This is a genomic window from Methylobacterium sp. AC690, assembly GCF_979256535.1.
Map to the genome: position 1 here is coordinate 133,356 of NZ_CEEDOX010000013.1, position 19,674 is coordinate 153,029.

General features: G+C 65.7%; 10 protein-coding genes. 5 read left to right on the plus strand and 5 right to left on the minus strand.

What is annotated here, in order from left to right; genetic code table 11:
- Positions 1 to 35 precede the first annotated feature (35 nt).
- Complete coding sequence (locus tag AC0IY1_RS16500; protein ID WP_471770913.1) at positions 36 to 5,351, minus strand: VCBS domain-containing protein; 5,316 nt, start codon at positions 5,349 to 5,351, stop codon at positions 36 to 38.
- 668 nt (positions 5,352 to 6,019) lie between these two features.
- On the opposite strand from AC0IY1_RS16500, the gene AC0IY1_RS16505 reads away from it, so the two are divergent.
- Positions 6,020 to 6,304, plus strand: coding sequence for a hypothetical protein (locus tag AC0IY1_RS16505; RefSeq protein ID WP_471770916.1), 285 nt, complete (start codon positions 6,020 to 6,022; stop codon positions 6,302 to 6,304).
- 34 nt (positions 6,305 to 6,338) lie between these two features.
- Here AC0IY1_RS16505 and AC0IY1_RS16510 read toward each other — a convergent pair whose 3' ends face one another.
- The gene (locus tag AC0IY1_RS16510; protein ID WP_471770919.1) at positions 6,339 to 7,472 is read right to left on the minus strand and encodes a glycosyltransferase family 4 protein; all 1,134 of its coding nucleotides are present in this window, start codon (positions 7,470 to 7,472) and stop codon (positions 6,339 to 6,341) included.
- Positions 7,473 to 7,811: 339 nt separating this feature from the next.
- Here AC0IY1_RS16510 and AC0IY1_RS16515 point away from each other — a divergent pair, with 339 nt between their 5' ends.
- Both AC0IY1_RS16515 and AC0IY1_RS16520 read left to right on the plus strand, forming a co-directional pair.
- Positions 7,812 to 8,996 (plus strand): acyltransferase family protein, encoded by a 1,185-nt coding sequence (locus AC0IY1_RS16515; protein ID WP_471770921.1) that lies wholly within the window; start codon positions 7,812 to 7,814, stop codon positions 8,994 to 8,996.
- A gap of 975 nt (positions 8,997 to 9,971) precedes the next feature.
- Positions 9,972 to 12,143: a polysaccharide biosynthesis tyrosine autokinase gene (locus AC0IY1_RS16520; RefSeq protein WP_471770924.1), complete on the plus strand. Its 2,172-nt coding sequence runs from the start codon at positions 9,972 to 9,974 to the stop codon at positions 12,141 to 12,143.
- Between the two features lie 876 nt (positions 12,144 to 13,019).
- On the opposite strand, the gene AC0IY1_RS16525 is transcribed toward AC0IY1_RS16520, so the two are convergent.
- Complete coding sequence (locus AC0IY1_RS16525) at positions 13,020 to 14,549, minus strand: oligosaccharide flippase family protein (protein WP_055946113.1); 1,530 nt, start codon at positions 14,547 to 14,549, stop codon at positions 13,020 to 13,022.
- 216 nt (positions 14,550 to 14,765) lie between these two features.
- On the opposite strand from AC0IY1_RS16525, the gene AC0IY1_RS16530 reads away from it, so the two are divergent.
- Complete coding sequence (locus tag AC0IY1_RS16530; RefSeq protein WP_471770927.1) at positions 14,766 to 15,857, plus strand: acyltransferase family protein; 1,092 nt, start codon at positions 14,766 to 14,768, stop codon at positions 15,855 to 15,857.
- Here the strand turns inward: AC0IY1_RS16530 and AC0IY1_RS16535 are convergent.
- The gene (locus AC0IY1_RS16535; protein WP_471770929.1) at positions 15,805 to 17,217 is read right to left on the minus strand and encodes an O-antigen ligase family protein; all 1,413 of its coding nucleotides are present in this window, start codon (positions 17,215 to 17,217) and stop codon (positions 15,805 to 15,807) included. The genes AC0IY1_RS16530 and AC0IY1_RS16535 overlap by 53 nt on opposite strands.
- Positions 17,218 to 17,296: 79 nt before the next feature.
- On the opposite strand from AC0IY1_RS16535, the gene AC0IY1_RS16540 reads away from it, so the two are divergent.
- Positions 17,297 to 18,376, plus strand: a complete 1,080-nt coding sequence (locus AC0IY1_RS16540) for an acyltransferase family protein (protein ID WP_471770931.1) — start codon at positions 17,297 to 17,299, stop codon at positions 18,374 to 18,376.
- 67 nt (positions 18,377 to 18,443) lie between these two features.
- Here AC0IY1_RS16540 and AC0IY1_RS16545 read toward each other — a convergent pair whose 3' ends face one another.
- Positions 18,444 to 19,631 (minus strand): MFS transporter, encoded by a 1,188-nt coding sequence (locus AC0IY1_RS16545; protein WP_471771032.1) that lies wholly within the window; start codon positions 19,629 to 19,631, stop codon positions 18,444 to 18,446.
- Positions 19,632 to 19,674: the final 43 nt, after the last annotated feature.

A 19,674-nucleotide genomic window follows, 5' to 3' on the forward strand; every position in this document is an offset into this window, starting at 1 on the left:
TCAAATCCACGTCATCGGAAAGCCGAGCCCGGCATTCACGCGAGCATGTAATCCGCCAGGTGGTCGTGCTTGAGGATGGCGTGGGACGGATCCGTCACATCGATCGACAGGGTCCCGATCGGCCCCTGGGCCATCGCATCGCGGGCCAGGAAGGTGAAGCTGTCGGCACCGACATAGCCGGCGGTGGGCGTGTAGGTGAAGCCGCCGTCGGATCCGAAGGCGAGCTGCCCGTGCTCGGGGCCGCTCGCCAGCTTGAAGTTGAACGCAGCGTTGTGATCCACGTCGACCGCGTGAACCGCGCCGGTGAGGGCCGTGCCGGCAACGGCGACGAGACCCTCGGACTTCGCGACCGGCGCGTCGTTCACGCCGACGACGGAGATCATGAGCCCACCACGCGTACCGTCGGCCGAGGTGACGCTCAGGCGGTCGAAGACGCGCTCACCCGCCGCCAACGACTGGACGGCCTCGCTGGCATTGTTGAGCGTGTAGACCCAGTGCCCGCCCGCATCGATGGTGGCCGAGCCGTAGAGCCCCGCCACCGTCCCAGCCTTGAAGGCAGCTTGACCGACATCCGAATCGGCGATCGTCAGGTCGCCGCTGGCCGTCAGCACCGAGTCCTCCTTCAACAGACCGCTGCTCGTCCCGCTGATCACAGCCGCATCGTTCGTGCCGCGCACCAGGATCTTCAGGGCCGCTGCGGTTCCGTCGAAGCTCTTGACCTGCAGGATGTCGGTCACGGCATCCGACGCGCCCAGGGACTGAACGGCCTGGCTGCCGTTATCGAGCGTGTACGTCCAGTTCCCGGTCTCATCGATCGTGGCCGAACCGTAGAGCCCCGCAACCGTCCCGGCCTTGAACACGGATTGCCCGGCATCGCGGTCCACCACCGAGAGCGTGCCAGTCGCCGTCAGGGCCATGTCCTCTTTGACGGTCCCGATCGTCGAACCCGTGATGACGGCCGCATCGTTGGCGCCCTTCACCGCGATCCGGATGTTCGTCGCCGTTCCGTCGATCGTCGTCACCCGGAAGATGTCGTTCTGGACATCGGCGGCCCCCAGCGACTGAACGGCCTCGCTGGCATTGTTGAGCGTGTAGCTCCAGGCGCCGTCCGACATCATGGAGAAGTCGCCATACTGCCCGCTCAGCACGCCGGACGCGATGAAGCCGCTCTGGTTGGTATCCGGGTCCGTGACGGCGAGTGTGCCGGACGCAACCTTGATCCGATCCTCGCTGACCGTGCTGATGGTGTTGCCCGTGATCACGGGGGCGTCGTTGTAGCCCCGGATCAGGACGGCGACGTCCTGGCTCACCGAACCATCGGCCGAACGCGCCGTGAACGTCTCGGTGAACAGGTCGTTGGCCGTGAGGCTCTGCACCGCGTCGGTCGCATTGGCGAGCGTGTAGGTCCAGTGTCCATCGGCATCGAGGTGGAACGTCCCGTAGTTCGTCTGGACGTCCGAACTGAGGAAGGGGACCCCGGTCGAGATCGCCAGGTCTCCGTTCACGACGAAGGCCTTGTCCTCCATGACGCTGCCGCTGGACACGCCGGAGATTGCCGGGATCACGACCGGGCCGGCGACCGTCAGGTCGAGGGTGGAGGTCTGCGTGCTGCCGACGCCATCCGCGACCGTGTACGAGAAGACGTCGTGCACGACCGCGTTGATCGGAACGTCCACTGTACGGACGTAGGAGTAGGACCCGTCGTCGTTGAGGGTGAGGTTGCCGAAGGCGCCAGCGATGCCGACACCGGCGGTCCCCATTCCTTGGGCACCGGACACCTCCACAACTTTCAGCGCGTCGCCATCTGCATCGCTGTCGTTGGCAAGGACGCCGGCCGCTGCGTCGACCTGAAGGCTCGACTGCTGGACGAGGCCGACATCAGTGTTCGCCACCGGCGAACGGTTCACGAGCACGTCGAGGGTCGCGGTCGTTGAGCCACCATGTCCATCATCGACGCGGTAGTCGAAGACGTCGTGGATCTTGCCGATTGCGGTCGCGACCGCCGTCTCGTCCGGCGTGTAGGCGAACAGACCTCCGGCGATGACGGACAACGTGCCGTAGTGGCCGGCGATCGTGGTCCGGCTCTCGGAAACCGCCACCATGGGGTCGGCACTGCCATGAAGACCGACACCCACCAGCGTCATGGCATCGCCGTCGAGGTCGAAGCCGGACACCAGCGTGCTGAACGGTACGCCACTCTCGTTGGCGCCGGTCCCGTTCGCGTCAGCGTGAATCGTCCTGTCCGTCGGGTCGAGGACAGGCGCCCGGTTGAGCTCCATCGAAAGTGTGGCGTCGACGCGCCCGCCGAAGCCGTCATCGACGGTGAACGTGAAGACATCGCTGGCATGGCTGCCGACCACATCGGGAACGCCCGTCACCGTGTAGGTGTACCGCCCGTCTGCGCCGAGGACGAGGTCTCCGAAGCTGCCATGCAGGACCTGCCCGACGCCGGAGGGGTCGTTTCCGAGCGAGACGATCGAGAGGGCGTCCCCATCCGGGTCGACCCAATCCGCCAGGACGCTGCCGCTCTGCGACTCCCCGGTCGCCGTCAGGACCGACTGCGTGGTGTCATGCGAGGCGGCGGCGCGATTGAGTGCGACGGTCAGCGAGGCGGTCTGGATGTGGCCGTGACCGTCGGTGACGGAGTAGGTGAAGACGTCGGTCGGATGCGCGCCGTCGGGCAGGTCCGCGCTCGTGAGCACGTAGCTGTAGGACCCGTCCGCGTTCAGCGTCAGGTCGCCATAGGCGCCATGCAGCGTGCCGAATTCCGTCAGCGGATCGATCGACGTGACGACGAGCAAAGGGTCGCCGTCTGGGTCGCTGTCGTTGGCCAGCACGCCCGTCGTCGCTTCGACCGAGGCATGGCCCCCGGGTGGGAGAGTCAGGGTGACGGTGTCGTCCACCGTGATGGGCGCATCGTTGACGACGAGATCGGACGCGAGGGTGTCGCCGTCGTCGAAGCGGAACACTTCGACATTCGTGACGCTGTCCGTGCCATGATCGCCGAGGCCGCCCGCATGGACGATGGTGAAGGTCTCGGTGTCGGCCGAGTAGCTGATGTCGTACTCGGCGCGCGGGCCGGAGAAGACCGCTATGTCCGTGCCCGCACCGCCATCGATCCGATCGTTGCCGCCCCGACCGATCAAGGTGTCGTTCCCGTCGAGACCGAGCAGAACGTTGTCGCCGCTGTTGCCGACGATGATGTTGTCGAGCTGATTGCCTGTTCCCTGGAGCGGTGCTGAGCCGACCAGAACCAGCGCTTCGACATTGTCCGCCAACGTGTAGCTGACCGAGCTGCGCACGGTGTCGAAACCCGCACTCGCCGCTTCGACGATCACGTCGCCCGAATCATCGACGATGTAGAGGTCGTCCCCGAGGCCGCCCGACAATGTGTCGGCGCCCGCTCCGCCGTCGAGCGTGTCGTTGCCGGCTCCGCCCGAGAGAACGTTGGCGACCGCGTTGCCACTGAGCTGCGCGTCGCCCGTCCCCGTGTAGATCAGGTTCTCGACGTTGTCGGCCAAGTGGTAGTCATGGAGGGTCGTGTAGACACTGTCGTTACCGCCCCCGATGCCCTCGTAGATCGGAGCGCTATCGGCCTTGACGATATAGAAGTCGTCCCCGTGATGCAGGCGCATCTGCTCGGCAGGGTCGACCGGCGCGACATCCGGCGTGGAGACACCCGGTCCCGGGCTGACGAACGCGGTCGGATCGGTCACGTCGACGATCGACCCATCCGCATGGGCGATCTGCTGTGCCGTCGCAACGCCGCCCGTAAACGTCGTCGTCGTCGTCGTTCCGTCCACTGCCGTGAACGTGTCGGTCACGATGATCCCGGCGTCATCGTAGTTCCTGGTCTCGGAACTGCCGTCCTTATACGCGTAGCTTGCGTAGAAAAGCGAATTGTCGTCGCGGTATTGCTCGAGCGTGATCTGCTTGTTGCTGTCGGTGAAGGCCCGGTAGGCCCAGCTATAGGGTTGACCGGTGATATGGTAGGCAACGATCTCCATCGTCACGTAGGCTGTCGTGTCGTAGATCTTATGCGTAACCTGGGCGACATCCCCGTTCTTGACCGAGGTCGTGAACGCTTCGGTGGCGGTTCCCGTCGTGTCGTAGGTCGTGAAGGTCCGGTATCCGGTGACGCCTGACCAGAAGCCGAAGTTATATCCGCCATCGATCAGGGACAGCGTATCGCTGTTCGTCGCGACCAGCGACTTGAGCTGGGCAAGCGACGTCACCGTGAGGGTGTGGGTGTCCGTCAGTTCGATCGCGCCGAGACTGGTCATCGCGTCGAGGTAGGTCAGGCGTGCGACCACATCGGCCGAGGTGCCGACCTCCAGCGGTATTTCGGATGAGACCTTCGAGAGAACGCCGGACCCATCGACGGTCGCGGCCGTGAACAGATGGCTGCCCGAAGAGAATTTGAGATCGGCCGTGAAGCGCCCAGTCTCGTCGGCGGTCGCGGTCGTCAGGAAGGTCGGGCCGTCGAAGATGGCGACCGTGCTACCGGCAGCGGCATGACCGGAGAACGTGGCGGTCACGGCTGACCCGATGCCCTCGTTCCGATCCAGATGAAGCGTCGGGGCCTCCGCGAGCACGTGGCTCGTCGTACCGACAGCCGGGATCTGAACGTTGTCGCCGTAGGTGATGTCGAGATCCGAGTAGACGAGCGCCACGGTCTCGGGCGCGTGATAGCGGTAGAGGCCTTCCTTCCAGTAGACGGTGCCTTCTCCGGCCGGGGCGAATCCGAGCGGGCCGCTATAGTCGGCGACAACGACACCATCGCGAACGATGACGAGACGGCCGTTCGTCCCATTGTCGAAGTTTGCGTAGACATCGTACTGGTAGGTCTGTCCGCGGACGATCCCGGTCGTATCGCGGAAGATCTCCTGTGCGTAGATATTTCCGTCCGCATCCTTCCAGCGGATCGTTGCTCCGATTCGATCGTCGCGATACGTATCAAAGGCGAACGGAGGTGGAGATACCTGCTCGTCGGTCAGGAAGTCGTGATGGATCTGTCCGAGCACCATCCAGGTGGCTGTAATCTTTGCCCCAGGCTCCATCTCGAATTTGTAGGAGATGTGCATCGGCGTGCCGTACGTGACATGCTCCGTACTGCCGATCTCCGATCTTTCCTTGCCGGTACCCACATCGTACCAGTTCACGTCGCCGGAGCGCACCTCGAAGCGGAGTGAATCAGGACCGACGGAGCGAACTGCCCAGGTGGCATACTGGTTGAAGCCATAGCCACTGCCGGCGTTGTAGACGGTGTAGTCGTGGTTGCCGAGACCCAGCGTGTAATAGATTGGAGACTTCGTTTTCCAATCTTCCGCGGATACAACTACACCAGCCATTATGACGTCCTATGAGAAATTATTAACCGTAAAGCCGGTGATTTTGGGGCCTACCGAACGATTTAGAAGAATATGTGGCGGTGCATCATTCAGGCGGGTGGAAGAGTGACGGGGTGGTAGGGTTAATGATTTCCGTTGGCAAGCCTTGTGCCATCGCCGCGTGAGCCCAGGCCTCGCTGTCGAGATTGCCGAAGCTGCGTTGATTGGGCGCATACGATTTGCCAGAAGTTTCGACGGCGACCTTCTCTGATCGGCACTTTGGCCGCTCTTCGATGACTGCCCGTCAGCACGCTGTGAACTGGGTCCGACCAAGTTGGTTGGATTGAGCGACTGTGCCGGCAGGAACTCTCGCTGGCACAACACTTCACGAAAAATTGAAGGGGTGCGTGCGGCTCTTGGCCAAACCTCTATGAATTCCTTGCGCTGTTCTTCAGCGCGCCGGCTTCGCGGCCCTAGACTCGACCGGAGGCGGAGGATTCTCGCGGGCTTCAAGGATGCGATGAACGCGGACCGCAACACCGCCGAAGGCTTTTGGGTCCGTTAACTAAAGAGCAGCCGCCAGTCGCTCGGAACCTGTGTGTTTCATAGATCGATAACGCCTTGCCCCCGACTATGGCGATAGATTGATTGACGTCTTCCTTTGTCACTCGCGAGCTTGGACCCGACAGATGCCGCAGATCTGGATCACCTACGATGAGCTCGGTGCCCATTACGGCGTCGCTTCCGATGGCGCTCGCGAGATCGCGCGCGCGCGCATGTGGAGCCGTCGCCGGTCCCATGACGGTCTGACACGCGTGAAGCTGCCGTCCGACGTCGCCCTGGCCTACATGTCCGCCTTCGTTAGCGAGGCGGCCGTGACCGCAGCCGGTGACCTGAGAAAGCGGGTTCAGGCATCCGAGGCCGCCCGCCAGGCGGCGGCCGCGGCACCGTCTGCGATGGGGCGGGCCGCCTAGTCCCGTCCACGTGTCCGCGGGGACCGGGGCCGGGTCACGCGGGACGCCAGGATCGTACGACCTCGTCGTAGAAGGCGTCGAGCCGCTCGCAGATCGTCGCGTCTCGCTCCGATGCCGGCACGCCCGGGGCCGTCAGGCGCCAGAGGTGACGGGCGCGCGCTGCGCCCTCGCGCGCCAATCCCTCCGCCAGGGAGGGGTCCTGCGCAAGACGCGCAAGGGCCGTCTCGATCGCCTCCGGCGTGACGGCCTCGAGATAGAGCGCACAATCGCCGCTGATTTCGCGCAGGCCACCCGTGCCCGACGAAACGAGTGTCGCCGCGCCGGCATGGGCTTCGACGGCGGTCCGTCCGAAGGGCTCGATCCACTTCGAGGGCACGAGGGAGATGGCGACCGACTCGTTCAGCGCCTTGATCCGGCTGAACGGAACCCCGGTCAGGAGTTCGGCTTGCGGCCCCATGGGAGCGAGGGCCGCCTTGACGGCGTCGAAGTAGGTCGGATTGCGCTCGGGTTCGGACACGACGAAGACCGCGCCCCACGCGGGGTAGCGTGCCGCGAAGCGGGCAACACCCTCGGCGGCCTCCAGGGCCCCCTTATCCTCTTGGGCGCGGCCGACGAAGAGCACCTGCTTCGCGCGGGGCACCTTCGGCGTCCAGCCTGAGAAGTCGAAACCGTTGCTGACGACGGTCCGCGGCACCCGGACCTGCGGCCAGCGCGTCTCGAAATCGCGCCGCGTGGTTTCGCTGACGAAGGTGATCCCGCCGAGCCGATTGAGGCGCCACGCCGTCAGGGCATCGAGCGCCGCGGCGGCCGGGCCGGTCGCCGACGGCGCGACGAAGTTGTGTGTCTGGAGCACGATCGGCAACGAGGGGTTCAGCGCTGCAATGCGCGCGGCTGTCGCAATGTGCTGCTGGAAGACGATCAGGTCGCATCCCCGTCGGGCGACGGCCTGCCTGAGGTCCCAGGCCGTTCGGTAGCTCGCGAGCCGGCGGGCCGGTGCGAAGCGCTCGATCGACACGTCGAGGAGCGGCGCCCCCCCGGTCTCGGCGAACACGGTCGTCCCAGACCGGTACCGGCTGCCCGCGACCCAGTCCGCGACGCAGAGTTCGACCGACGTGGCGTGACGCGCCTCGAAGCGCATGCGCCGCGGCAAGACTTGGAAGATGCGCATCAAGGACCTCGGCGCGGGAGAAGGGGGAACCGGCTGCGTTGGACATGCGGTGCAGGGCTGCCCGCGCCGTCGTCGCCGAAGGCGGCCGTCAGGACCGGGCTGGGTTCGATGTCCTGCCGCCGAAACGCGCTGGTGGACCGTCCTGCACGAGGCCCGACGGCCTGCAGGCCATAGCCAACCTTGTCAAGAACACATAATCAGCAACGTCAAGGGAGCCGGCATACGGGCTGCGTCGCGACCTGCGCAAGGCATCTGGCACGTGGCTATCTCGTGCGATCCCGCCGGTCTATGGTGCGCCGCACCGTGCCCGGTCCCGAAACGCAACGATGGTGATACCCCTTGGACCAAAGGCCAGCCGTCGGAGGCGACGCGTCGCAGATTCGGACGCATCAAGCGACGATCGACACGTCTGCGGTCCCCGGTGATACGCGCGGCCCGCGCGCGCCCCGTCAGCGATTTACCGGGATCGAGGCGGCGCGAGGCATCGCTGCACTCCTGGTCGTCGTCTATCACGCCAGTCGGAACATCGCCGAGCCGCGATTATACAACACGATGCTCCTGGATGGGCATTTCGAGATCTTCCACGTCGGGGTCGATTTCTTCTTCGTCCTGAGCGGCTTCATCATTGCCTGGATGCACTGGTCGGACATCGGACGGCCGTCGCGCCTGAAGGGCTATGCCCTGCGTCGGTTGATCCGCATCTATCCACCCTACTGGGGCATCCTGATCCCGGTGACGATTGCCTTCTACCTGAGCCCGGGTTTCGGCCGGGGCTTCGACCGCGAGCTCGACACCACCCTCGCCTCGCTCACCCTCGTGCCCTGGCCCAAGCCGCTGATCATCGGTGTCGCCTGGACGCTGGTCTACGAGATGATGTTCTACGTGCTGTTCGGCCTCGCGATCGTTTTGGGCCGATGGGGCACCTGGCTGTTTCGCATCTGGTTCGTCGCGATCCTGGTGGCGCAGGCCTTCCCACCCCTCCCGCTCCCGCTCAACATCCTGCTGTCGGCCTACAACCTCGAATTCCTCCTCGGGGTCGCAACGGCGATCTTCCTGTCCCGGGCAAAGGTGTCACGGCCAGCCCTGGTTGCGATCGGGGGAGGGCTGGCCTTCGCGTCCTTCATGGCCCTCGGCAATCAGTTCCCGGACATCTCCCTCGTCTTTCGACTCGCGTTCGGCCTGCCTGCGGCGGCTCTGATCGCGGGCCTCGTGGAACTGGAGCGCTCGGGACGCCTCCGCGTCCCCTCGGTTCTGGTTTTTCTTGGGTCGGCGTCCTACGCGATCTACCTGATCCACCCGGTCGTCCTGGCTGCGCTCATCCATCTCCTGCTGCGGGTTCTGCCCCAGGACGTGCCGCTCGGCCTCGTGCTCACCGCGCTGGTTGCGGGCGGGACTGCGGCGGGGTGCCTGTATCACGTCCTGATCGAGCGTCCGCTGACCGGGATACTAAGACGACGCTTCATCGGGCCATCGCGGCATCCCGGCGCCGCGTCGGCGGACGTGGCTGGCGGCCTCGTGCGCTGACATCCCGACGGCAGGCCTCCTAACAATAGAACTTGCCGAGCGAACCCTGCGATGAGGGTTGAACGCAGCGCGCATCGGGATTGCGCCGAGCGTGTGGATCAGATTGCGGCGCTTGGTCTTCTGCCCCGTTCGAGCTCAGCCAATCTCTCGCTGACCGCTGGTGTGGCGATCCGAGACCTTGCGGCCCGGCCCGCGTCGGGCCGGGGCACCGTCATCACGGGCGTGCAAGTTCAGGATTGGCAGCCATTGTCCCGTCGGCATCGCGCATAATTGAAGTAGCAGTTTTGCCGGCAGGCGCGATACTCGAGCCTGTCAGGGTTCCCCAGTACCGAACAGTACTTGTTTTGGCACATGATGACGCCGCTGTCGCATTGCTGTGCGCCACTCGGCGAGCATTTCGCAGTTTGGCCCTGGCCGGCGCCCTGGGCATGGGCAAAATTGCAGAGGCACAGTAGAAGGACTAGAGATATCAACCGCAACACAATGAGATCTCGCGTTTTTCCATGCCTGCCCGTGAAGTTCGACCAGTCACGTCATGAAACCGTCAGGTCGGGCGAGGTTGCATCGTTGGATTTACGATTCCGTTGATCAATCTCGCAGAAGCGTTGATGAAGCGCAATCCAGCAGTCCGACACTGTCCAATGTAGACTCATCTATGCCGTGATCCTGCCGATTTGACTCGCTACGTTTCTGTTTGCCGACTCGAATTCAAGCTTCGCGTCGCGAAGCGACGTGACTGATTTTTACCGGTCTTGGAGATTGCGAACTTCCGCCCTTACGCCCAAGCCGGGATTTTGATAGACACTCGGATGGGATGAGTACGGTTCCGACACGACCGTTACACCGCACCAAAAAATTAGATCAGGATTGCCGCTTGGCCAGGCCCTTGCAGGTACGGCCCTGATGTATGCTTGCTAGAGGTTAAGAATGCTTAGGGTAAACAATCTTAGCCAACCTGCATCGGTCGACCAGGCGATGCCGAGTGGTGGCTTTGAGATCGCGACCTATGTCAAAATCGCGCAGCGGCAATGGCCGACGATCCTGGCGGTGACTGTCCCGCTGGTTATGCTTGCTCTCATCTATGTGTTGACCGCGCAGCCTAAGTTTACGGCTTACGCAACCCTGCTGATCGATACGCGCAAGAATCAGCTTCTCTCCTCGCAACAGCAGGTGGTCGGCGATCAGGTGTTCGACTCAACCGGAGTCGAGAGCCAGGTCGAGATCCTGAAGTCCGACAGCATCGCCCTCGCGGTGATCCGTGACCTCAAGCTCGTCGACGACCCGATCTTCGCGGATGGTGGCCTGATCCGGTCGATCATCAACCTTTTCGGCTCGGACGAGCCGGCCACGGCGGCGGAGAAGGAGCAGGCGACGGTCGCGGCCTTCGAGCGCAACCTGCAGATCAAGCGCGTCGGACTGACCTACGCGATCGAGATCAGTTACACGTCGATCGATCCGGTCAAGTCCGCAGCCATCGCGAACGCCATCGCGGATGCCTACGCCACGACCGAACTCGAGAGCCGCTACGAAGCGACCAAGCGCGCGAGCAAGTGGCTGCAGGATCGTATTCGGGAGTTGCGCGAACAGGCGACGGTCGCGGAGGCGGAAGTCCAGAAGTTTCGGGCCGACAACAACATCATCGACACGGGTCGTGGCCTGCTGACCGAACAGCAACTGGGTGACGTCAACAGCCAGCTCGTATCCGCCCGCGCGGCCACGGCAGAGGCGAAGGCCCGCCTGGATCGGATCAACCAGGTCAGCAAGGAAGACATTCCGAATGCGACCGTGACCGATGCGCTTCGCGATGACGTGATCACCAGGCTCCGGGCGCAGTACCTCGACCTGTCCGCCCGCCAGGCGGACTTCTCGAATCGCTATGGCGCGACCCACGCCTCGGTGCAGAACCTCGTCCGGCAGATGACGGAGATCCGTCGTTCCATCCGCGACGAGGTCAATCGGATCGCCGAGACCTACAAGAGCGAGTACGAGATTGCCCGTACCCGCGAGAAGTCGCTGCAGGACAGTCTCGCCTCGCTGGTCACGAGTGCGGGGACGACCGGGCAGGCCCAAGTCAAACTTCGCGATCTGACCAGCTCGGCCCAGACCAACCGGAATCTGTACGACACGTTCCTCCAGCGCTTCATGGAGGCGACGCAGCAGCAGAACTTCCCCGTCACCGATGCTCGCCTGATCTCGGCCGCGACGCCCCCGAAGCGCAAGAGTTCGCCGAAGACGATCATCATCCTGCCGGGGGCCCTGGCGCTCGGCCTCCTGCTTGGCTTCGCCGCCGCTCTCGGACGCGAGAAACTCGGCGCCCGCGTCTTCCGCACCGCCGCCGACGTCGAGTCCGAAACGCAGGTCGAGTGCCTCGGCATCCTGCCCAATGCGGCACGCCTTCCCGCCGCGCCGATCCCCGCCACGGCTGGGCTTCTGAGGAACGCCATGGCGCGACAGGCGGTCGACGCACCCTTCTCGCGCTTCTCCGAGTCCCTGCGCGCGGTGAAGGTCGCAGCCGACATCAGCGCGATGAACCGTCAGAGCCGGGTGATCGGGATCGTCTCGGCCTTGCCGAACGAGGGCAAGACGACCGTCGTCGCGAACCTGGCCGGGACCATCGCAGCCTCGGGCCGCTCGGTCCTGGTGATCGACGGCGACCTGCGCAATCCGTCGTTGACGCGCCTCCTGGCCCCGGAGGCCCGGGAGGGGCTGATCGAGGTCCTCAGCGGAAGCCGTTCCGTCGCCGATGTCGTGCAGGTCGATTCCGAGACAGGCTTCCGGCTGCTGCCCGCCGTTCTGAACAAGCGCATGTGGCAGACCGCCGAGTTGCTGTCGTCGGAAGCGATGGCTTCGGTCTTCGAGGCGGCGCGTCGTCAGTTCGACTATGTCCTGATCGACCTGCCGCCGGTCCTGCCCGTGGTCGACGTCCGCGCCGTCTCTTCGATGATCGATTGCTTCGTCATGGTCGTGGAGTGGAACAAGACCTCACGCCAAGCCGTCGCCGAAGCCCTCGACGGAACCGAGTTCCTGCGCGACCGCCTGCTCGGGGTCATCCTGAACAAGGCCAGTCCGGCGCAACTGCAGCGCCTGGAAGGCTACAAGGGCGCTTACTACACCAGTTACTACCACGAGAGGCCTGAGGCCGCCTGAGGCCGCCGGCTTCAATTACGCCGCGCGGCGCGTGTCCGCGCGGCGCGCCCAAGACCTCTGACGGACATCGAAGGCCAAGCGCCCCGATGCGCGCCCATCAGCGACGGGAGCCTCCGATAGCGGAGGCTCCGGTGGTCGTGCCCACACCTCTACGCCTGTCGGGCGGCCGGGCAGTCCCTGCCCCGCGTCGTGCGGGGGACGATCGACGCGCCGGCGTCGCCCGTCCAGGCCCGGTTCCGACGATTGCCTGCGCACCCACTCGGCGGGAGGGCGGCGACCCGGTCCCGGTCACGTCACCACGCCAGGCTTCACCCCCGCCGAGGCTTCACCCCCGGACTGGCAGCGCGGGTTTCGCCTGTTCGGGCGTGAAGCCCCACGGGGACTTGCCGGCTGTGACCGCAATGGCTCGGCGCGGGAGCCATGCCTCTCCCGGCTGAAAGCCGTCGTCCACGACACCATAAGGCGATCAGAGGCGACGGTGATCGCCGCAGATGTCGGCGCCCGCCGCGTCGAGCGTGGATTCAATCCGCCCCTGCACGGCAAAGTTCGAGGTCGCGTCCGTCCCGCACGAGGACCGACGGTCCTGGCGAGCGTCCCCGGGTGAAGGCCCTTGGCGCTTCGAGTGCGCTCTCCGGGGGGGCTCGATGGGACCGGATCGCGCGACGGACCCCCGCTCGGCGCGATCCTGCCGAATTCCACCCCGAGCACCTCCCGCGACTCCGCGAAGAAGATCGCACCATCCAACCCTGGGATCGGGTGTCGAACCTGCTCGGAAGCGCCCGTGGCCGACCGAGCAGGAAGCATCCGCGCTCGACCGCGTCGGAAGCCCTGCCGTTCGGCCGGAGGCCGAACCTGAAGCGCCCCGTTTCCCGAACGTCAGGATCTCCGCCGATGAAAGCGCTCCAGGAGCGGGGCGCCCAGGCTGCGCAGCCGTCGCAGCGAGGGGGGCAGGAGCAGGGCGATGAACGGGACGGCAATGGCCCAAGGGCCCAGCTCACGCCAGAACAGCCCGATCGCGGCGGCACCCCACCACAGGGCGGTCAATCGGTAATCGGGACTTCCGACCGCACGGGCGAGGATGAGGTGCAGGATGGCATAGGCCGGGAGCGTCGCCACCTCGCCGAAGCCGTATCCGCGCAGGCCATAGAGGGGGACGGCGATGGCGGCCACGCCGGCGAACAGGGCTACGTGGACGATATGGTAGCCGGCGAGGGGCCAGTTCCGGTTCAGAACCGACAGCGTCGCGGTGTGCATGTTGAACGGCGCCATCGTCAGGTAAGACAGCGCAAGATAAGGGTAGATGTCGAGCACCGGCAGCCAGCGCTCGCCGAAGACGAGCGGCACGACCCACTTGCCGAACCAAGCAAAGGCGAGAAGGATCGAGCCGATGGCCAGCGTCTGCAGTTCCATGCCCTGCGTGATGGCCCGCAGGAGCCGCGGGACGTCGGAGGTCACCGAGCGCAGCACCGCAACGGAAAGCCGCCAGGCGATCGTCTTGAGGACGCTCAACATCTCGACGATGCCGACCGTCATGCCGACGATGCCCACCGCGGACGCCCCGAAGGCGGGTCCGACGATCAGTGGATTGACGAGGCTGCGCGCCTGCCAGATCCAGTTCTGCGCCGAGAACGAGAAGGCGTAGCCGAGCAGGTGGCGGGCCGCAGCGGACTGCCAGCGGAAGACGGGCCAGGTGCGTGTCAGCACGTGGGCGAGCACGAACGACACGCCCTGTTGCCCGACCCAGGCTACGGCCAGCGAGACGGCGCCACTGCCTCCGAGCACCAGCGGAACCGCGATCAGATAATAGGCGAACTGACCCGAGAGCTCGATGGTCGCGACCGAGCGATAATCGAGCGCCCGTTCGGCGCGCGCGGTCGCGGGGATCGCGAGCACCTGGAGCGGGATCGCGAGGACGAGAACGCTCAGGACGTCGCGAAAGCCCTCGACGTTGACGTATCCGGCGAGCAGCGCGCCGCTGCCCTCCATCACCACCACGAGGGCGAGGGCCGTTGCGGCGAGGAGCGTGTAGCTCGTCCCGTACTCCTCCGCCGTCAGCTCCTTCTCGTGGCGCAGGAGGCAGACGCCGATGCCGGCCTGCCCGAGGCTCAGCCCGTATTGGTAGACGCCGATGGCCGCCACGTAGGCGCCGTAGCGCTCGGGTCCCAGAAGACGACTGATCAGCAGAACGCCGATGAACTTGAGGAAGATCGAGATGATCTGGCGTCCGAACAGGAACGCGCTTCCTCGGAAAATCGCCGCCCGGACCGTGGTCCCCGAGCCCGCCGCTGCAGACGCCGTGGCGCCGTCGGCCGCCGTCCCCTCGACCGGATTGGGCATCGCGGGCGGGATGGCGGCCTGGGACAGGCCAGAGGTTGCCTCGGAGGCGGGGCGATCAGGATTGGGCATGGCTGATCCTTAGGATGTGCCGCACGCTTTGTCCCGGCTCCTGGAGATCGAGACGACGCCTCGCTTCCGGGATGGCCGTGAACTTGCTGCACCTGTGGCTTCGTGGCACCTGTCGGGCGCGGCCGGTGGGTCGGACCCCAGATCGATTGAGAGGAAGATATGGCCGTCATCATGCGGGAGGCCGCGTCGGTATCGGTTGCCGGACATCCGCACGCGGTGCCTTCCGCCTCCGGGTCGCGCACGATCATGAGCCTGCAGTATGGGCGCGGCGTGGCGGCACTCCTCGTCTGCCTGTTTCATGTCTACGGCTTCACCGAAAAGTATTTCGGTGTGACGACAGGCGGACGCATCTTCGAGGGCGGGCATTCCGGAGTGGAGTTCTTCTTCGTCCTGAGTGGTTTCATCATCGCGACCGCCCACGCCCGGGACATCGGGCAACCGCATCGCATCGGGACGTTCTTCCGGAAGCGAGCGGTTCGGATCCTGCCGATGTTCTATCTCACCGTCGTACCGCTCGGATTGCTGTTCCTGGCTCACCCGGTCTACGGAGCCGATCGAGCCCTCACGCTGCCCAAATTCATCCTCGACCTTCTACTGATCCCGCGTGAGGGCCTCCTGACGTTGGCGCCGGCCTGGACCCTTCAGCACGAGTTCGTCTTCTACTTGTTCTTCGGTCTCGTCATCCTACGCCCGGCCCTGGGCATGGGAGCCTTCGTCGCCTGGCAATTGGCGTGCCTCGTCACGGTCGCCTTCCGGCTCGTCGAGCCCGACTACCTCATGCCGATCAACAAGCTGCTGGGCGTGCACAATCTCGGGTTCGCGATGGGACTGGGCGTGGCCTGGCTCTACCGCTCCGCGTATTTCGCTCGCCTGACGCGCGTCCTGCCGCTCCTGTCGGCCGTTGCCATCGCCGGCCTGATCGCCCTTTTCGCGGGCGAGTGGCGCTCCGGCTCCGGCATCCTCGGTGGTCCGGTGCCGCTGACGCTGGCCTATCTCGCCTGCTACGCCGTACTGATGACGGCTCTGCTGGCGCTGCCCAACCGGCCCCGACCGCGCCTCGACGCCACCCTCGGTCTCCTCGGGGCGGCCTCCTACGTGGTGTACCTGATCCACGAGCCGGTCGCTTCGATCGCCGTGAAGGTCCTGATGGCGGGGCCCTTCAAGGCGTATGTCGGACCGAACATGGCCTACATCGCGACGGTCGCGGCCGCCGTCGTCGCCGGGATCATCGTCCACCTCCTCGTCGAACGGCCGATCACGAGCCTTTTGACACCGAAGCGCCGGGGGGATGTGCCTCGGGGCGCATAACCCCGGCGGCGCGCCGAACGCCTCCCTGTCGGCCGGCGCCGACGGCGCGTCGCCCGGACGCCGTGACCGGCTCTGTCTGGCCGACCCGACTCAGCTCGTCCGTCAGCATGGTGAAGGACAGGGCGAGCCAGAACATCGAGGCCGTGCCTGGGTCGGTCAGGACGGTCTCGCTGAAGCCGCGGATGAAGATATTGAGGATCAGGAGGCTCGGCAGCATCGTCGTGGCCGAGCCGAGCTTCATCGCCCGCAGCGAGAGCCGGCCCGCCCGCAGGAACAGGAAGGCGGCAAGCGCGACGCCGACCACGCCGAGCTGAATCCACACGTCCAGCCAGTTGTTGTGCGAGTGGGGGACGCTCGTGCCGACGAGGCCGTCGATGATCTGCGTCTCGGACGACTTGATGTTCCAGAAGCCGTAGCCGTAGCCCACGATGGGCCGGCGCTGGATGATGTACCAGACCGCCTGCCAGATGGGCGTCCGCCCGGTGAGATCGCTGCTGCGGCCGACGAGACTGAGCAGGTCGGTGGATTGCTGGACCAGGGCCAGGACAAGCCCCACGGTCAGAAGCAGCAGCGTGACGAGCACCTTGTCCGACGGACTGCGCAGCAGCGAGATTGCGGCGATCACCAGGCAGATCAGCGCGCTGATGGCGCCGGTCGCCGACCGCGCATTGACCAGGAGGCCCAGCAGCGCGAGGAACGTGACGGCGGCAAAAAGCCGATTCGACGCGCGGCGCCGAAAGGATTCGAACACCACCAGGCTGCCGAGCGCGGCGGTCGCGCCGAGGAAGTTCTTGTGGCTCGAGGCCCCGCGCCAGGCGTCGGTGTAGCCGTTGAGCAGGCTGAGGCCGTAGGCGGGGAAGAAGGCCACCGCCACGTAGCTGCTCACCGCCGCGATCGCAAAGGCGCGCGTGAGCAGCTTCAGCAACTCGTCGTAGGCGAAGCGCTGTACGAGGTAGATGGGATACACGACAATGATCGTGAGCCGCGCGCACCGATTGATGACCGTGCTCGGCTCCGCCGACCACGTAACGCTCACGAAGGCATAGGCACAGAAGAGCAGCAGCGGCCAAGACTTGAGTGCGGCTTGCATCATCCTGTCGACATCTCGGAAAGAGAAGAACGCGAGACAGGCAATGGTGATGACAAGCGTGAGGGTTGCCGACGGGAAGGCCGTGACAACAACCGGGTCGTTTGCAAGCCGGTACTGAGGCGCTAGATAGTTCTCGAGCGGCAGAAACGTCGAGAGCATTTGAAAGCCGACGATAATCATCGCGACCAAGCCTTCGAGCGAATCCGCTTTACCTGTTTTATCCGTCATGCGCGTCAGCCCCACGGGTGGTGACCCGGTCGGCCAACCCATAGCGGCATCTCGGACGGCTGTCGATTGACACCGCGCCGGAGAGCTTCCGCGAAAGTTCCCCCTCGTCTATAGCGTTACCATGGATACGTTCGCAGCCACGACCAGCCCGGCGCACGGGCCTGCTTCAGCGGACGGAACCGCATCGCCGGGCCTCCGGGCCGCCCCTGCCGAGCGCGAGCGGCTCCTGGACATCGATCGGGCGAAGGGACTGGCGATCACCCTCGTGGTCCTGGGCCACCTCGTAAAGTCCGGGACCCTGGGCGAGCAGGCTTGGTACGCACAGCTCAAGCTGGCGATCTATGCGTTCCACATGCCCTTCTTCATGTATCTGAGCGGTTTCGTCTTCTTCTATACGGGCTGCCATCTGCGCATCGGGGCCGCCTACGGGCGCCTCGTCCGCCAGAGATCGCTGCGCCTGCTGGCGCCCTTCGGCATCATGCTGGTGCTCACCATCGTCGGCAAGACCGTGGCTTCGCACGTCATGTACGTCGACGAGGCTCCGCGGGGCGTCGGCGGGGGCCTCTACGATGCTGTCTTCGCCACGAAAACCAGCCCGGTCTTCTCCATCTGGTACCTCTGGGTCCTGTTCGTCTACTCGGTCGCCTTCCCCGTGCTGTGGCGCCTCGCGCGCGGCTCGTTCCTGGTGATCGCAGCCATCGCCCTGGTTCTTCACGCTCTTCCGGTGGCCGATGTGCTGTTCGCCGACCGGATCATGGGGTTCTTCATCTTCTTCGTCGCGGGTTGCTGCGCCGCCGCCTATCGCCAGGCGATCCTGCCGGCCATGCGGCGTTACCTGCCGCTGAGTGCCGTCGTCTTCGTCCTGGCGCTGGGAATCGTAACGCGCGTTCCGAACGGGTGGGATGCGCTGCTCGTCGTCGGCCTGCTGTCGATGCCGGCCCTGCATGGATTGATGCTCAGCAGTCTCGTCGCGCGCGACCGGATCCTGCTGGCGATCGGCAGCTTTGCCCTGGCGATCTATCTCTTCAATACCGTCTTCATCGGCTTGGCGAAGGCCGTCTATTTGAAGGTCCTGCCCTATACGGGGGCTGGTTTCGTCGGGCTGATCGTCGTCACCTTCATCGCGGGCCTGTTCGGGCCGATCCTGTTCAAGGTGCTCGTGCTGCGCCGTTCCGCAACACTCGACCGGTTCACGAGCTGACGGCGGCTCACCGGTTCTGCGGCACGCGGGCTGTTGCCGCGCGGCCTGTCCGTCACCCCTGGGTGCGTCAGCGCGACGACGTCGCCGCCAGGCGCCGGGCGGTGACGAGGCCGAGGACGGCGATGACGACGGCGCAGAGGCTGAGGGCGGTGAGCTGCCCGAGGCCCTGGAGGGCGCCGCCGAGGATCGCCACGCCCAGGGCCTGTCCGCAGAAGAACGAGAAGGCGTGGAGCGCCACCGCCGAGGCGCGGGCGGTCGGTGCCACCTCGGTCACCTGCACCTGGAAGGTGTTGTGGAGCATGTAGAAGCCGAGCCCCATGGCCACCAGGGCGGCGCAGTCGAGCTGCCAAGTGCCGGCGAGGCCGATGGTGACCAGGGCGCCGGCGCAGATCAGGCCGCCGCCGATCAGCATCCGCGACATGCCGAGGAAGCGCAGCAGCAGGCCGACCGAGAACGAGTAGAGCAGTCCTCCGGCGGCGAAGCCGGCCAGCGCCAGGCCGGCCTCCCGGGCTCCCCCCTCGCCGCGCGCCTCGATCAGCGGGGCGAGGTGCGGAAAGATCCCGAACACCGCGATCGCCTCGACGAACACGGCCCCGAACAGGATGCGGGCGCGCGGGTTGCCGACGATGGTGCGGTAGCGCGCCACGGCCGTGTGGAATTCCGGTCGCCGGGCCGGAGCCGCCGCGCTGCGGTCGAACCCGAGGAGCGCCGCGCTGCAGCCGAGGGCCGCCACCGCCGCGGTGATGGCGAAGACGCCGGCCCAGCCGATCGCCCCCTCGATCAGGCCCGCGAAGGTCGAACCCGAGAGCTGCCCCAGGATCACCGCCACGAGGAAGCGACCGATGGCGACCTGCCGGCGCTCGATCGGGATGCGGTCGCCCATCAGGGCGAGTGCCAGGGGCACGACGCCGCCGGCGCTGCCCCCGGCGATCATCCGCAGGACGAACAGGGTGTCGAGGCTGGTGGTCAGCGCGCAGGCGGCCAGCGCCAGGGTCAGGATGCCGAGGCAGATCGCGATGATCCGCTCCTTGCCCAAAGCGTCGCCGACGGGGCCGAGGATCGGCTGGATCAGCGCGTAGGGCAGGGCGAAGGCGGTGGAGAGCAGCGCCACCGTGTGGGGATCGCTGCGCAGGTCGCGCGCCAGCACGCCGACCAGCGGCTCGATGGAGCGGCCCGCGAAGGTGCTGGCGAAACCGGCGAAGGCCAGGATCACGATCAGGCGCGTGGTCGAGAACTCGGCCTTCAGGTCCGTGATCCTTGCTGGGGGCAGGCGAAGGGAGGTGATGCGCGGGGCGAGG

Bases quoted from the DNA above. Each gene is read 5' to 3' on its own strand.
- AC0IY1_RS16500 (WP_471770913.1), bottom strand. From the start codon at position 5,351: ATGGCTGGTGTAGTTGTATCCGCGGAAGATTGGAAAACGAAGTCTCCA.
- AC0IY1_RS16505 (WP_471770916.1), top strand. From the start codon at position 6,020: ATGCCGCAGATCTGGATCACCTACGATGAGCTCGGTGCCCATTACGGC.
- AC0IY1_RS16510 (WP_471770919.1), bottom strand. From the start codon at position 7,472: ATGCGCATCTTCCAAGTCTTGCCGCGGCGCATGCGCTTCGAGGCGCGT.
- AC0IY1_RS16520 (WP_471770924.1), top strand. From the start codon at position 9,972: ATGCCGAGTGGTGGCTTTGAGATCGCGACCTATGTCAAAATCGCGCAG.
- AC0IY1_RS16525 (WP_055946113.1), bottom strand. From the start codon at position 14,549: ATGCCCAATCCTGATCGCCCCGCCTCCGAGGCAACCTCTGGCCTGTCC.
- AC0IY1_RS16535 (WP_471770929.1), bottom strand. From the start codon at position 17,217: ATGGGTTGGCCGACCGGGTCACCACCCGTGGGGCTGACGCGCATGACG.
- AC0IY1_RS16540 (WP_471770931.1), top strand. From the start codon at position 17,297: ATGGATACGTTCGCAGCCACGACCAGCCCGGCGCACGGGCCTGCTTCA.